Genomic DNA, 13066 nt, shown 5'->3' with positions numbered 1-13066 from the left:
CGAGTCCGGCATATGCGACAGCAATGCACAAGCCCCGTCAGGTGCGCCCTGGCGGGGTTTCTGCGTGGGGTGACGGCAGTAGTTGACGGCAACGTCAGCGGACGGGGGTGGCGCAAGGTGGTGGTTCGTCGTTGTCGCCGTTGGCCGTCTCGGTGATCTTCGGGCTGCCGAGGGCGGTGCTGAGGGTGTCGATGGCGTCGCGCTGGAGGCGGAGTCGGACGTGCGCGTAGACGGTGGCGGTGACGCCGATGTGGGCGTGGCCGAGGAGTTCCTTGATCACGACGAGTTCGACGCCCTGTTCCAGGAGCAGGGTGGCGGTCGAGGGGCGGAGGTCGTGGAAGCGGATGCGGCGGAGGCCTGCCTTGTGGAGGAGCGTGGTGAAGGCGCGGGTGAGGTTGGTCGGGTCGATCGCTCTGCCCTGCGCAGTGGTGAACACGTGCCCACTGTGCTGCCACTCGGCCCCAGCCGCGTCACGGTCGCGCTGCTGCTGCTCTCCGTGGAGCTTCAGCGACTGGAGGCAGCGGGCGGGGAGGGCGATGCGGCGCTCGGAGGCCCGGGTTTTGGTGGGCAGTGTGGTGAGCCCGCCTGCGCTGGTGCGCTGGAGTGTGCGGCGGATGGCGGCGGTGCCGGTGTCGAGGTCGAGGTCTTCCCAGCGCAGGCCGAGGAGTTCGCCCTTGCGGAGTCCGGTGTGGAGCGCCAGTTCGAACAGGGCATGGAGCCGGTGCCCGCGCGCGGCTGTGAGGAACTGGCGGGCTTCGTCGGCGGTAAGGGGTTCGAAGCGTCGGGGGCGAGGTGTGCCGGTGCGGACGTTACGGGCCACGTTGCGAGGGATCTCCTCCTCGCGCACGGCGTGTTCGAGTGCGGACTTGAGCACGGAGTGGATGTAAGTCAGGGTCAGCGGAGAGAGCCGCTTGGAGCAGCATGTTCCGACGGCGCAGCAACGGGGCTCATCACGCCCCGCATCGATGCCACGCGCGCAGCACTGGCAGGTGGTACGGAGCTGGTTGAGCCAGGTACGAACGTCCTTGGCAGAGAGCTTGGCGAGCTTCTTCTTGCCCAGGCCCGGGACGAGGTACCGGTTGACGCAGGCGGTGTATCGGGTGTGCGTGTTCTCGCGGAGGTGGTGGACGGCAACGGCATCGAGCCAGTACGTCAGGTACGCGCCGACGCTGCCCTGTGCGGAGGGCACGGGGAGGCCGCGGTTGCTGGTGGCGATCTTCTCGGTGAGCTTGGCCAGGGCTTCCTTGCGCGTCGTGCCGTAGACGCGGACGCGGCGGCGGGTGTTGCCGGGGGCGAGGACGTATCCGGCGGCTTCCCAGCGGCGGTCCTTGCGCTGGTAGACGGTTCCGTCGCCGTTGGCGCGGGTACGGCGGGAGGCGGGGGTGTCGCGGGGTGTGGTCATCAGGCGGCGGCTTCCTGTTCGAGGCGGGTGTGGATGAGGTCGGTGAGGGCGTGGGTGGGGATGCGGCGGGCGCGGCCGAGGGTGAGGGAGGGGAGTTGGTGAGTGCGGATGAGGTCGTAGACGGCGGTGCGGCCGAGTTGGAGGCGTTCCATGACCTGGGGGACGGTGAGGAGTTCCGTGTCGGCGGTCACGCGACGGCCCCCGGCCGGGCGGCACTGGTCAGCTGGTCAGTGGAGTGACCGGCCGAGTGACCGGCGCGGTCACCGGAGCGGTTCGAGCGGCGGGTTCGGGTCGGTTGCTTGGGGCGGGTCTGCCGCTTTGCGGCGAGAAGGTCGGCGAGGTGTTCGAGTTCGGGCAGGAGGCCCGTTCCGGCGTACTGCCAGTGGGAGATGACCAGGGTCGTGTCCGAGTCCGCGCGCTGACCGGTGATGTTGCGGTGACCGGGGGCCAAGTCAGTGGGGTGTCGGGTGCGGTCATCGACCGGACTGCCGTCCGCCTGACCTGCCTGCGTCTGAGTCGACGCTGGGGCGGGAGTCTGGGTGTCGGGTTGGCTGGTTCGCCAGGTGGTGCGTTCGGCTCGGAGGTGGGTGAGGGTGGTGGAGTAGTGGCGGGTGCGGGTGGAGAAGTGGCCTCGGAAGCCGAGCATGTGGGCCCATTGGCGCAGGCGGAGGTGGGCGTGTCGACGGTTGGTGGCGAGGTGCCAGGTAGTGCGGATCATGCGGCGGGCGTGGTCGGTGATGTCGTGGGTGGCGAGTTCGGCGAGGAAGCGCAGTCGGCGGTCGGGGGTGCCGGTGGTGGTCTCGGCGCCCTTGGTGGCGTACTTGGCGATGTAGCCGGCGACGTGCCGCTCGGTGACCGGGCCGCCACCGGTGAAGTCGGTGCCGCGGATCGCGCGGACGTCGATCTGCCGCCCGAACCGGAACACCAACCGCCCCGCCCGATCTGAATCTTGAGGCGGGCAGGCGGGGACGTCCCCGGCGGGCTGCGGGCGTTTCGGCGGTTCGCCCTCGTGGTGGACGCGGGTGCGTTGGGCGGCGGCGCGGACGGCGCGGTCGAGGAGTTGGGTGGTGGCCCAGGCAGGCGGGGTGCTGGTGGGGCCGGTGGGTCCGTCGAGGCGGATGACGGCGTGGAAATGGACCTGGCCCCGTTTCTGGTACTCGGCGACCTTGGCATAGGAGAGCGTGGCGTGGTGGCGCAGGGCCCGCTGCGTCAGCCCCGCCGTCTTGGCGATCTCCCGACGCAGGTGGGTGGTGAAGCGTGCCCACAGGGCCGGGGCGTGCGCGTTCCACAGCACCGCGCCCGCGTAGTCGTAGCGGTCGAGGTCGAGCGGCGTGCCGAGGAGCGGGTCGTCGTCGGGGTGGACCTGGTCGCAGTGGCAGCGGCCGGTGTCGGGCTGGTTGTGGACGGGCCCGAAGCCGGGCGCGGTGAGGGTGGCGAACACGCGCGGGTGGGCGGCCACGCTGGTGGGGACGGTCTTGCCGCCGCGCAGTCCGGCGGCGATGAGCTGGTAGGTGTCAAAGCGGTAGACGGTGGAGCAGGAGGGGCAGCGGGTGGCGCGCCGGTTGCCGCAGCGGACCAGCAGTTCGCCCGCCGGGAGCCGGCCGGAGTCGAAGTGGTCGAGGATCGCACCGGTAACGGCGTCCAGGCGCGTACGGTGCCCGGTCAGGCGGATCGGGTGCGCGCAGCCGCCGAGTCCGGCTATCTGCCGTGTGAGGCGCGCGAGTTGGCCGGTGGCGGCGAGCTTCGCCAGCTTGGCGGTCAGCCTGGCGCGGCGCTCCAGCGCCGACCGCCCTGCCGCCGCAGAGACGCTGAGGCCCTCTGGGCAGGTCGGCGTAGTGAACGCCGATGACGAGGGACCCGAGGCGGCTGGAACGGTTGCGGGGTAAGGGAGTTGGAGGTGTGTGGGCATGCGGGAAGGGCCTTTCGGCGGGAGCGCGGAAGCAGTACGGCGCGGGGCGAGGTGGGCAGGCCGAAGTGATCGGCTCACAGGGGAACGGGGCGCCTCGAAGCTGGGCGCGGGGGCCGGACCAGTTGGGCCTGGTCGGCGAGGCTCGGTGGTGATCACCGGCGGGTGTGGGACGTTAACATCGCCTCACCGGCGCATTCAAGTGCATCCCTCCTGATTCCTTTCTGGTGGGTGGTGGGGCGCGGGTAGTGTGGGGTCGGTTTCCCGGTTTGGACGGGCCGGATTTCGCTGGTAGAGGGCATGGAGAGCGAGGTGGCTGGGCGTGGTGGCGGGGCGGCGCGGGCGCAGGCCGACGGGCAGCGGGGTGCCGCTGACGTTCGAGGTGATCGCCGAGACCCTGCGCGAGCGGATCCGCTCGGGCGGGTTGCTGCCGGGGGACGCGTTGCCGACGCAGGCTGTGCTGATGCGGGAGTTCGGGGCGGCGAGCCTGACCGTGCAGAAGGCCATGGCCCTGCTGAAGCAGGAGGGGTGGGCGGTCTCCCGCCCTGGCAAGGGAGCCTTCGTCGCTCCCCACGACCACGTCGCCGACAACGCTGATGACCTCGACGGCCCAGAGGCGACCGCACCCGTTGGCGGGATGGCGACCCGCGTCGAGGCGCTGGAACGTGCGCTGACCGAGGCTGTTCAGCAGATTGCCGACCTTCGTGGCCGCGTCGAGGCCCTGGAGTCAGGCGGCGGTGGGCGGGGCCGCTGACCCGCCATGCCGGGACGTCGGTCAGGGCTGCGTTCAGATTTTCTGTACGAGGTTCAAGGCGGGACCCGCCCGTCTGAGCTGGTCGAACATCGCCGACCGACCCACTGTCGGGCAAGCAGCCGACGCCCGTCCTGGGCGTGGCGGGCGGTCGGACCCAGGCGTGAGCTTGGCCCAACATGGTGCCGCCGGAGCCAAGTTGCGGCGTGGAGCCCTCGCGCTTCGCACAGCAAGTTGTCGCTTACGACCGTCCTACGGCCGGATCGTGCGCACAGGGGCTGGCCAGGGGGCCGTCCCTCATGTTTGTCGCCGGTCTCACCGAGGGCGGTGGTCGGCGTCGCCTCCGGCGGGGAGCGAAGCTCCCGGCCACCCGTCGGCGGCCGCCCTTCCCGCCCCGGCCTCGCGCTGTCAGACTGGGCGACGCACCAGCCCGGCCGCACGCGGCCTCTCCCGCTCGGGCCCGATCCTGCCGAAAGAAGCCGACCCTGCGCCGCCTCGGCAGGTTGCCGCTGGTTTGCGGGCGGCGCCGTGGCGTCAGGACGAAGGGGGGAGGACGGGGTATGCGACGCTGGAGTGGCTGCGATCGCGGCAGCGGCACACCGACCTGAACTACGAAGTCGTGCTCTCGCACCCCGTGCCATATATCATCGGTGCTATGGACAGCGGGCGGTACTCAATCGAGATCGAGCCGGAGGTGCGGCTGTGGCTGGAGAACATTCCCGCCCATCACTACAAGCAGGCCGAACGCGTCGCCGACCTGCTCGCCGAGCAGCCCACCACGCTCGACGAACCGCACTCCCGCCACCTGGGCGGCAAGCTCCGCGAGCTGCGCTTCCGCCTGGGCGATGCCCATCAGCGGATCACCTACTGGCTGGCGCCCGGCCGACGTGTCGTGCTGCTCACCGTGTTCCGCAAGACCAAGATGCGCGAGCAGGCCGAAGTGGACCGCGCCCACGCCGCACAGCGATGGTGCGAGGCAGAGCATGAAGCCGCCGCCGAGCACGACCTCTACAGCCGCAACCTCAAGGAGAACCGATGAACCACAGCGAATGGAGGACCCGTCGCCATCGCCAGCTGCTTGGCGAACACTTGGACGCTGACCCCGAGTACGACCGGGTCTACGAAGAGGCCGGCCTCGCCATGACGTTGGGCAAGGCCGTCTACGACCGGCGTAAGCAGCTGGGCCTGAGCGAGGCCGACCTCGCCGAGCGCATGCACGTCGACGTCGATGACATCGAAGGCATCGAGACGGCCACCGAGCTGCCGCCCATCGCAGTCATCATGCGCCTGGCCCGCGCACTGGACCTCACGGTGGACGTACACCTCGCCGGCGGAGACGAGCCCACCGTCACCATCGTCGCCCCAGCGGCCTGAGGCGGGGAGGAACCATGCAGGACCCGCCTTCCGGGCTCGCCCGTGAGCTCGGGCAACTCGTCCAGGACCGGCGCATCGAGCTCGGGCTGTCCCAGGCCGAGCTGGCCGAGCGGTGCGGGATGAAGCAGCCGCAGATCTCCCGCTTCGAAGGCGGCGGGACCGTGCCCACGCTTCCCCTCCTGCGCCGCCTGGCTCACGCTCTCGGCGCCGACCTGACCATCAGCCTCACCCCGCACGACAAAGCCGCTTGACACGCATTCGGAATTCCTGGAATTCCCCAGGCGGTGTAGAGCACTGACGGCAGTAGTGACGGCAACACCAGCGGACTCCAGCGCATGAGCACGAACATCCGGCGACTTCAAATCGCCCGCTGACCAGCAAACTTGCAGGTAGGGGCGGCCTGGCCTGCACACGTACTATGTGCTGGCGGGTAAGACTCCGGTCCTCGTTCACAACAGCAACTTCTCCATCGGGTCGGTGACTGGGCCTGCTGGAGAGGTATTGCCACTGCCTAAGGGGGCTGCTGGCACACCGGTTGCCACAGGTAAGGGCTGGGCTTACGACATTCCGGCCGGAACTAAGGGCCTCGATCCTCGGGTGGTGCAAGTTCGGGTGATGGACCCTGTCACTACCGGCAAGTATCAGTACCCGAACGGTTATGTGGTGTACATGAACAAAGCAGGTCAGTCAGTCAATCCCCTAACTGGGCAGACGGTCAGCAAGGCTGACCCCTACAATCACATCCCGATCCCATGATCTCGATAAATGATCTCGTCCATGCCAGGCCATATCCGGAATTTCTCGGCTCGGTTGAAGTGGATCCCCTGCGAGAAGAGGACGCGCTGCAAGAGGCGCAGCTGCTCGACTCTCGGGTGTGTCACTTGACCTCTACGGCGGCTCTTCTCTTCGAACTGCGCACCTCCTTGCAGTTTGAAGTGGGAAATTCTGCGCTGCTTGTGATCCGGGGTCTGCGCTCGTTCGACTGGAAGTCACCGACAAAGCAGGTTCCTCTCGCGGCACTGACGGTAGTATCCAGTGTTGCTGACCGGTTGGGCGATTCTCTTCGCGCGAGATTCGAATTCTTCCCGGAGGCGCACCTTGCAGTGGCGGGCGAACTGGCGGAGTTTTATGTCCTCGAAGTGGAAGGAATCGGCGACGTGCCACCCGACTATTCGAGCGTGGACTTGAAAAAGGTTCAAGGCGCCTTGCCGTCTTGGTCCTCCGCGTGCAGCCTGCTTCAGGCGTCAATTTCGCACTGAGGTAGCAACGCGGGGGTTGGCGATGTTCCCGCTAGCGAATCGAAGCCCCGCCAGGCGTAGTCTGGCGGGGCTTCGCTGGTGTTTGACGGCAGTAATTGACGCTGGCGTTGAAAGGGTGGGGTGACAGCGGGCGTTGGCGGTGCTACATCCTCGTCATGAGGTACGCGGATGGCGGCGGTCTGACCGCTGCGGGGCGGGCGAAGCGTGAAGTGGTGCGTTTCGGGGCCGCGGAGATGTTCGAGCAGGGGGTGCGGCCGCCGGAGGTGGCCCGCCGGTCATGGGGGTCGCGGAAGTCGGCGTACGCCTGGCATGCCGCCTGGTGTCAGGGTGGCAGAACGGCTCTGGCGTCCAAGGGGGCGGGCGGCTTCCCGAGTCAGCTCAGCGACGGCCAGGCAGAACGCCTGCAGGTCGAGTTGGGGGCCGGCCCGGCCGCGCACGGCTGGACGGAGGACCAGCGGTGGACTCTTGCCAGGGGCGCGGAGCTGATCCACTGCCTGTTCGGCTATCGGTACACCCCGCGCGGGGTGTCGTATCTGCTGCACCGACTGGGCTGGTCGCCGCAAGTGCCCACGCACCGGGCGGCAGAGCGGGACGAACGGGCCGTCGCCCGGTGGCGGACGGAGCAGTGGTCACGGGTAAGAGGTCGGCCCAGCTCGTGGGCGCGTGGATCGTCTTCGAGGACGAGGCCGGGCAAGACCTGAAGTCCGGCAAGGGCCGGACCTGGTCGAGGCGGGGCCGGACTCCGCTGGTCAAGGTGACTGGGAAAGGTTCGGGCCGAGTCCTGATGGCCGGGATGATCTGCGTCAGACCCGGCCGCGAGACCCGTCTGATCTACCGGACACAGACGTACCGAGGCCGCACGGGCGAGAAGAAGGGCTTCCGCGCCCGCGAGTTCGCCGAACTGATCACCTCCGCACACCAGCAGCTCGGCGGCGCCCCTCTGATTCTGGTCTGGGACAACGCCAGCACCCACCACGCCAAAGCCCTGCGGGAGTTCTGCGACCGCAACGGCGACTGGCTCACCGCCGTCGAGCTCCCGCCCTACGCACCCGACCTCAACCCCGTTGCCGGAATTAACCCAAGATCGGTAACACGGATATATTCGGAGCGGATTCCTTGCTCGGAATGCAGGGTCGGCATTGGGGCCAACTACCCTAGCACTCTTATCTCGTATAGCTTGAAGGGTGCGAGGGAAGAGAACTATGTGGACCTGCTTGGTTTCATGAACCGACGAAGAGGTGGAGTATAGGCGAACTTGTGAGTTCGCCTAGGGCAGGTCAAAGACGGATGTAATTTCCATTTACAAGAGGGTGAGTCGGATTGGTCGGCATGCTAGAGCGTACGCGCGAAATTTTGAATCAGCCCCTGGGAGTGGTGGTTGTTTCGGCTGACCAGGCGACGGCCGCTGACTTGACGGTCATGAATCAATGGTCAGTCCCCCCAGGGCATCGGAAGGCGCTTGCGCAGTGGGGGCTTCCCTTGCTGGAGGATTACCGGCTTGTCGCAAATATTCAAGAGGAGATCGCGCCGACGGAAACTGATGACGGGCGAAAATTCTACAGTCTCGGGACCTGGCTTGATTTTGAAGTGGTCGCGGCCAGTCCCTCCGGTGAAGTATGGGGCCTCCCTCTTACTGACTGGCGTCCCGCAGGCTACTTCATCAACTCTTCGATCGCAGGCTTCGTTGAGTCGGCGTGGCGCTGGTATCGAATCTCGCGAGTGGTTAATTCCGAGGATAGCGTTGAACGCTATGAGTGCTTGCGGGTTTTTTTCGATTTCATCTCGGCACGTGATATCAAAGTTGTAGCCCATCGCAACTCTCTTTGGCGAGAGGTTCTTATGGGCGATTAATGCAGCGTCCACTCCATCAGTTCGAGGATTGTTGCGGCGGGAAAGTCGAAAACGACGACGAGGGGGGTACCGTTGCTGCGGTGGCGGTCCGCTTCCTGTTGGGTGATGAGAAGTAGGTCGGCCAGGTTGCGGTAGTGGCGGCACACCGTGCGGTACGCCTGCTCGATGCGCTCGAGGTTCGCCTTCAACGGGGAACGCTTGCCGTCCCGCCAGCACGCAGGGCGCGGTCGGTGACGGTCAAGCCCGCCTCGCGGGCCGCGGCGCAGGCGTGGTGGGTGCAGGTGAGGTAGTGCAGGCGGGCGGGGAAGCCTCGTCGGACGGTGATCGGTGTGGCTATGTAGCCGTCAAGCGCGGCCAGTTGACGGGCGACAGCTTTGAGGCCGCAGGTGCCGTACTTGCCGAACTCGATGTTCGGCTCAGGCATTTCACTTCAGCGGCACCTTTCTGCTGTCAGGCCATCAGACCGACCAAGTCGGCTGAAGAGTCAGGGCTGATGGTCCCACTCAAGGGAGACCTCCTCACCGCCCAATGGTTTGTCAGCGTTCCAGGTAGACCCGGCCGCCGACCTCCGTCCAGCCCTCCGGCTGGGGGGCCGTGAGGATCTGGGAGCCTGTGCCCTGGGTGATGTTCAGGGCGCGGCCCAGGTGGTCGGTGAGGAGGAGGGCCGCGGCGCCGGTCGCCTCGTCCTCGTCGATGCCGTCGTCGCGGCCGGGGAAGGCGCGGGCGCGGATGCGGCCGGCCGCCTCGTCCAGCCAGGCCCAGGCGTAGATCCACTCCCCCTTCGGCGGCACGGGCAGGGCGTCGACCTCGGCGGCGGTGGCGTACTGGCGCAGGGTGCGCGGCGGGACCCACTCCGCCCGCGCCTCGATCCAGCAGAACTCCCCGTCCTGCCGGGCGCCCACCACGCCGGCCGGCACGACCAGTTCGGGTACGTCGAGCAGCCAGGCCGTGCCGACACAGGGGTGCCCGGCGAAGGGCAGGCGCAGGGTGGGCGTGTAGATGTCGATCACCCCGCGCTCGGGGTCGTCGACGAACACGGTCTCGCTGAACCCCAGCTTCGCGGCGAACTCCTGCCGCTCCTCCCGCTCGGGCATCACGGCCCCGTTGCGCACGACGCCCAGTTCGTTGCCGTACCCGCCACGGGGCCCGCAGAAGACGCGCACCACGTCGTAATCAGTCACGGAGGCATTCAAGCACCGGGCGCCGCCTCGGCCGGTCACGGACCGGCGACGTCCCCGACCCTCTTGAGCACGGAGGTGATCCTGTCCCCCACGGCGTCGCGTCGCCTCGCTCGCGCCGCCCGGTCCGCAGGCACCAGCCGCTCGGCGGCCTGCACGGCGTAGGCGTCCGGGTCGCCGAAGGCGGTCCGCGGGTGTTCTCCCGTCTCCGCGCAGTGCGTGGTGACCTCCTTGACCGCCTGGAGCACGACCGTCCGGTCCACGCCCGGCTGCATGGCCAGGCGCACCTGGAAACGCGCCATCCACTTCTCGCGGTCCTTCTCCTGCGCCGCGTCCGTCGTCCGGTCCTTCTTCGCCACGTGCTCTCCCGGGTGATCTGCGGTCGTCCGTCGTGAAGTTGGACGCCGGGACACGGAGGCGGGTTGCGCGGACGAGGGATCGATTCCGGCAGCGAATACGGGTAGGGCAGCCCTCGACCTGCGCCATCGGGAACGGGTGCCGCGGCTGTGCCGGGTGCGGGCGCACGCCGGTGACGCGGTGGTCGTCGTCCCGCACGACCTGGGGCTCGCGGCGGCCTGCGCGCACCGGGTCGCGGCCGGCGGGCCGTCGGAGGAGGTCCTCTGGCGGGCCCTGCTGCCGGAGGTGTACGAGCAGCCCGTCGAGGTGTTCCCGCATGCGCGGACGGGGGCCGTCCTGGTGCTTCCGGAGCGCGAGGCACCACCCTCCGATTGACCTCCGCTTGACCCGCCCTGACAACTTCTTGACCTGACCATGGCGTTCGTTTTGAGCCAGCGTGATCGGGCCGTGCTCATACCGCGTTCATGAGAGCTGAATCACCGGATACACAGGTTTCTCCCAGGAAATCCAGCGGTAGGTTAGGCCAGCCTCACCTACCTGGAGTGAGGCCGATCACGCATCATTCCGGCCATCCTGGAGTCCTCATGCGACCCGCCAGACTCTCCCTCGCCACCGCCGTCGCCACCGTGGCGGCCCTCGCCGCCGTCACCGGCTGCACGGAGAAGGGCGGCGGCTCGGACGGCGACCGGGTCGTCGACGTGACGGCCACGGACGACAGGTGCGAGGTGTCGAAGAAGGAGTTCCCGGCCGGGCACGTCGAGCTCGCCATCGAGAACAAGGGCTCCAAGGTCACCGAGGTCTACCTCCTCTTCCCCGACGACCGTGTGGTCACCGAGCGGGAGAACATCGGCCCCGGCACCAAGCAGCGCGTCACCGCCGAGGTGAAGGCCGGCGACTACCGGATCGCCTGCAAGCCGGGCATGCGCGGCAAGGGCATACGCCAGGACGTCAGGGCCACCGGCGGGAAGACCGTCACGCGCGACCCGAAGCTGGACGCGGCCGTGGCCGCCTACCGCGCGTACGTACAGGCGCAGGCCGACGAGACGCTGCCGAAGGCGGAGGCCTTCGCGAAGGCCGTCGAGGCCGGGGACGTCGGGGCCGCCAAGAAGGCGTACGCGCCCTCCCGTATCGGCTGGGAGCGCACCGAGCCGGTCGCCGAGTCGTTCGGTGACATCGACCCGAAGGTCGACGTCCGCGAGGACGGTCTGGAGGACGGCCAGGACCCGGCGACCGACTGGACCGGCTGGCACCGCCTGGAGAAGGCCCTCTGGCAGGACGGGAGGATCGGCGGCCGGGAGAAGGAACTCGCCGGCCGGCTGATCACCGACCTGAAGGACTGGCGGAAGCGGGTCGGCTCGGCCGAGATCACCCCGACCTCCATGGCGAACGGCGCCAAGGAACTCCTCGACGAGGTCGCCACCGGCAAGGTCACCGGCGAGGAGGAGCGCTACTCGCACACCGACCTGGTCGACTTCAAGGCCAACGTCGAGGGCGCCGAGAAGTCGTACGCGCTGCTGAAGCCGGTCGCCGGGCAGAACGACCCGGCGCTGGTGAAGGACCTCGACAAGCGGTTCGCGGCGCTGAACACGCTGCTCGACCAGTACCGGCCCGACGCGACGTCGTACGACTTCACCTCGTACGACAAGGTCGGCAAGGCCGGTCGCAAGGAGCTGTCGGACGCGGTCAACGCGCTCGCGGAGCCGCTGTCGCGGCTCGCCGCGGCCGTGGTGAAGTAGGGGCCCGGCGATGACGGACAGCGGCAACACACCCGCGCCGTCGCGGCGTTCGCTGCTCGGCTGGGGCGGTGCCGGGCTCGCGCTCGGTGCCGCCGCGGCCGGCGGGGCCGTGGCGGTGGCCCGGAGCGATGACGGACCCGGCGCGGACACGGGCGCGGCCGTGGAGTTCCACGGGGCGCACCAGGCGGGCATCGCGACGCCCGTGCAGGACCGGCTGCACTTCGCCGCGTTCGACGTGACGACCGACGACCGCGCCGAGTTCGAGGAGCTGTTGAAGGAGTGGACGGGGGCGGCGCGCCGGATGACGGCCGGCCGTGCGGTCGGGGAGGGCGCGTACGGCGGTCCGGACGAGGCGCCGCCGGACGACACCGGTGAGGCGCTGGGCCTGAAGCCGTCCCGGCTGACGCTGACGATCGGCTTCGGGCCGTCCCTGTTCGGGAAGTTGGGCCTGGCGGGGCGGCGTCCCGAGGCGCTGGTGGAGCTGCCGAAGTTCGCCGGGGACAATCTGGACCGCGATCGCAGCGGCGGGGATCTGTGTGTGCAGGCGTGCGCGGACGATCCGCAGGTCGCGGTGCACGCGATCCGCAATCTCGCCCGGATCGGGTTCGGCCGGGTCGTGGTGCGCTGGTCGCAGCTCGGCTTCGGCAAGACGTCGTCCACGACACCCGACGCGCAGACGCCCCGCAATCTCTTCGGTTTCAAGGACGGCACCCGCAACATCTCGGGGACCGAGAAGGACCGGCTGGAGAAGTTCGTCTGGGTCGGGGAGAAGGACGGGCGGGGGTGGATGGCGGGCGGGTCCTATCTCGTGGCCCGGCGCATCCGGATGCACATCGAGACCTGGGACCGGACCCCGTTGCGGGAGCAGGAGGACATCTTCGGCCGGGACAAGGGCGAGGGAGCGCCGGTCGGCAGGGCGAAGGAGCGGGACGAGCCGTTCCTGAAGGCGATGAAGCCCGACGCGCACGTCCGGCTGGCGCACCCCGACGCCAACGCGGGGGCGACCCTGCTGCGCCGGGGCTACTCCTTCACCGACGGCACCGACGGACTCGGCCGGCTGGACGCGGGCCTGTTCTTCCTCGCCTATCAGCGCGATCCGCGCACCGGGTTCATCCGCGTCCAGCGGAACCTGGCGAAGGACGCGCTCAACGAATACATCCAGCACGTGGGTTCGGCCGTCTTCGCCGTCCCGCCGGGCGTCCGCGACCAGGACGACTGGTGGGGCCGGGCGCTGTTCTCCGAGGAGGCGTAA

The 13066-nt window shown here is 68.7% G+C and carries 17 protein-coding genes and 1 pseudogene; 11 read left to right on the top strand and 7 right to left on the bottom strand.

Annotated features, from left to right (window positions below; translation table 11 throughout):
• Nucleotides 1-94: 94 nt before the first annotated feature.
• From ACGFR9_RS33525 to ACGFR9_RS33515, 3 genes are read right to left on the bottom strand one after another with little or no spacing between them, the layout of a single operon-like run.
• Nucleotides 95-1402: a tyrosine-type recombinase/integrase gene (locus ACGFR9_RS33525; RefSeq protein WP_393216356.1), complete on the bottom strand. Its 1308-nt coding sequence runs from the start codon at nt 1400-1402 to the stop codon at nt 95-97.
• A complete protein-coding gene (locus ACGFR9_RS33520; protein WP_393216355.1) occupies nt 1402-1593 on the bottom strand; it encodes a helix-turn-helix domain-containing protein in 192 nt (63 codons plus the stop codon). Before ACGFR9_RS33520 ends, ACGFR9_RS33525 begins: the two co-directional genes overlap by 1 nt.
• The gene (locus ACGFR9_RS33515) at nt 1590-3311 is read right to left on the bottom strand and encodes a replication initiator (RefSeq protein ID WP_393216352.1); all 1722 of its coding nucleotides are present in this window, start codon (nt 3309-3311) and stop codon (nt 1590-1592) included. The genes ACGFR9_RS33520 and ACGFR9_RS33515 overlap by 4 nt, the downstream gene beginning before the upstream one ends.
• Before the next feature lie 319 nt (nt 3312-3630).
• Between ACGFR9_RS33515 and ACGFR9_RS33510 the strand changes: the two genes are divergently transcribed.
• From ACGFR9_RS33510 to ACGFR9_RS33475, 8 genes are all read left to right on the top strand, one after another.
• Entirely contained in the window at nt 3631-4062 is a 432-nt protein-coding gene (locus ACGFR9_RS33510) for a GntR family transcriptional regulator (RefSeq protein WP_393216349.1), read from the top strand.
• Between the two features lie 652 nt (nt 4063-4714).
• Nucleotides 4715-5098, top strand: coding sequence for a type II toxin-antitoxin system RelE/ParE family toxin (locus tag ACGFR9_RS33505; RefSeq protein WP_393216346.1), 384 nt, complete (start codon nt 4715-4717; stop codon nt 5096-5098).
• Nucleotides 5099-5148: 50 nt separating this feature from the next.
• Nucleotides 5149-5433 (top strand): helix-turn-helix transcriptional regulator, encoded by a 285-nt coding sequence (locus ACGFR9_RS33500; protein WP_232381479.1) that lies wholly within the window; start codon nt 5149-5151, stop codon nt 5431-5433.
• Between the two features lie 14 nt (nt 5434-5447).
• Nucleotides 5448-5684: a helix-turn-helix domain-containing protein gene (locus tag ACGFR9_RS33495; RefSeq protein WP_393216343.1), complete on the top strand. Its 237-nt coding sequence runs from the start codon at nt 5448-5450 to the stop codon at nt 5682-5684.
• A 501-nt stretch (nt 5685-6185) separates the two neighbouring features.
• Complete coding sequence (locus ACGFR9_RS33490) at nt 6186-6692, top strand: hypothetical protein (RefSeq protein ID WP_393216340.1); 507 nt, start codon at nt 6186-6188, stop codon at nt 6690-6692.
• A 155-nt stretch (nt 6693-6847) separates the two neighbouring features.
• Nucleotides 6848-7393: a transposase gene (locus tag ACGFR9_RS33485; protein ID WP_393216338.1), complete on the top strand. Its 546-nt coding sequence runs from the start codon at nt 6848-6850 to the stop codon at nt 7391-7393.
• Nucleotides 7303-7941: a transposase gene (locus tag ACGFR9_RS33480; protein ID WP_393216335.1), complete on the top strand. Its 639-nt coding sequence runs from the start codon at nt 7303-7305 to the stop codon at nt 7939-7941. The genes ACGFR9_RS33485 and ACGFR9_RS33480 overlap by 91 nt, the downstream gene beginning before the upstream one ends.
• Nucleotides 7942-8021: 80 nt before the next feature.
• Nucleotides 8022-8543 (top strand): SUKH-4 family immunity protein, encoded by a 522-nt coding sequence (locus tag ACGFR9_RS33475; RefSeq protein WP_393216332.1) that lies wholly within the window; start codon nt 8022-8024, stop codon nt 8541-8543.
• Here the strand turns inward: ACGFR9_RS33475 and ACGFR9_RS33470 are convergent.
• From ACGFR9_RS33470 to ACGFR9_RS33455, 4 genes are all read right to left on the bottom strand, one after another.
• Entirely contained in the window at nt 8540-8731 is a 192-nt protein-coding gene (locus ACGFR9_RS33470) for a hypothetical protein (protein WP_393216326.1), read from the bottom strand. The genes ACGFR9_RS33475 and ACGFR9_RS33470 overlap by 4 nt on opposite strands.
• Nucleotides 8728-8967 carry a hypothetical protein gene (locus tag ACGFR9_RS33465; RefSeq protein ID WP_393216324.1) on the bottom strand — a complete coding sequence of 80 codons (240 nt, stop codon included), beginning with the start codon at nt 8965-8967 and terminating at the stop codon, nt 8728-8730. Before ACGFR9_RS33465 ends, ACGFR9_RS33470 begins: the two co-directional genes overlap by 4 nt.
• A gap of 112 nt (nt 8968-9079) precedes the next feature.
• Complete coding sequence (locus tag ACGFR9_RS33460; protein ID WP_393216321.1) at nt 9080-9724, bottom strand: PhzF family phenazine biosynthesis protein; 645 nt, start codon at nt 9722-9724, stop codon at nt 9080-9082.
• 35 nt (nt 9725-9759) lie between these two features.
• Complete coding sequence (locus ACGFR9_RS33455) at nt 9760-10080, bottom strand: hypothetical protein (protein ID WP_393216318.1); 321 nt, start codon at nt 10078-10080, stop codon at nt 9760-9762.
• 106 nt (nt 10081-10186) lie between these two features.
• On the opposite strand from ACGFR9_RS33455, the pseudogene ACGFR9_RS33450 reads away from it, so the two are divergent.
• The 3 genes and pseudogenes from ACGFR9_RS33450 to efeB all read left to right on the top strand — a co-directional run.
• Nucleotides 10187-10453, top strand: a pseudogene (locus ACGFR9_RS33450) (hemin ABC transporter ATP-binding protein); the annotation flags it as partial.
• 209 nt (nt 10454-10662) lie between these two features.
• Nucleotides 10663-11814: an iron uptake system protein EfeO gene (gene efeO, locus ACGFR9_RS33445; RefSeq protein ID WP_393216315.1), complete on the top strand. Its 1152-nt coding sequence runs from the start codon at nt 10663-10665 to the stop codon at nt 11812-11814.
• Between the two features lie 10 nt (nt 11815-11824).
• On the top strand, nt 11825-13066 hold the full coding sequence (gene efeB / locus ACGFR9_RS33440; protein WP_393216312.1) for an iron uptake transporter deferrochelatase/peroxidase subunit: 1242 nt from the start codon (nt 11825-11827) through the stop codon (nt 13064-13066).

Origin of the sequence: Streptomyces sp. NPDC048584 (genome assembly GCF_043199595.1) — a bacterium.
In the GTDB taxonomy this organism is placed as follows: domain Bacteria; phylum Actinomycetota; class Actinomycetes; order Streptomycetales; family Streptomycetaceae; genus Streptomyces; species Streptomyces edwardsiae.
This window is presented reverse-complemented; position numbering and strand designations above follow the sequence as displayed.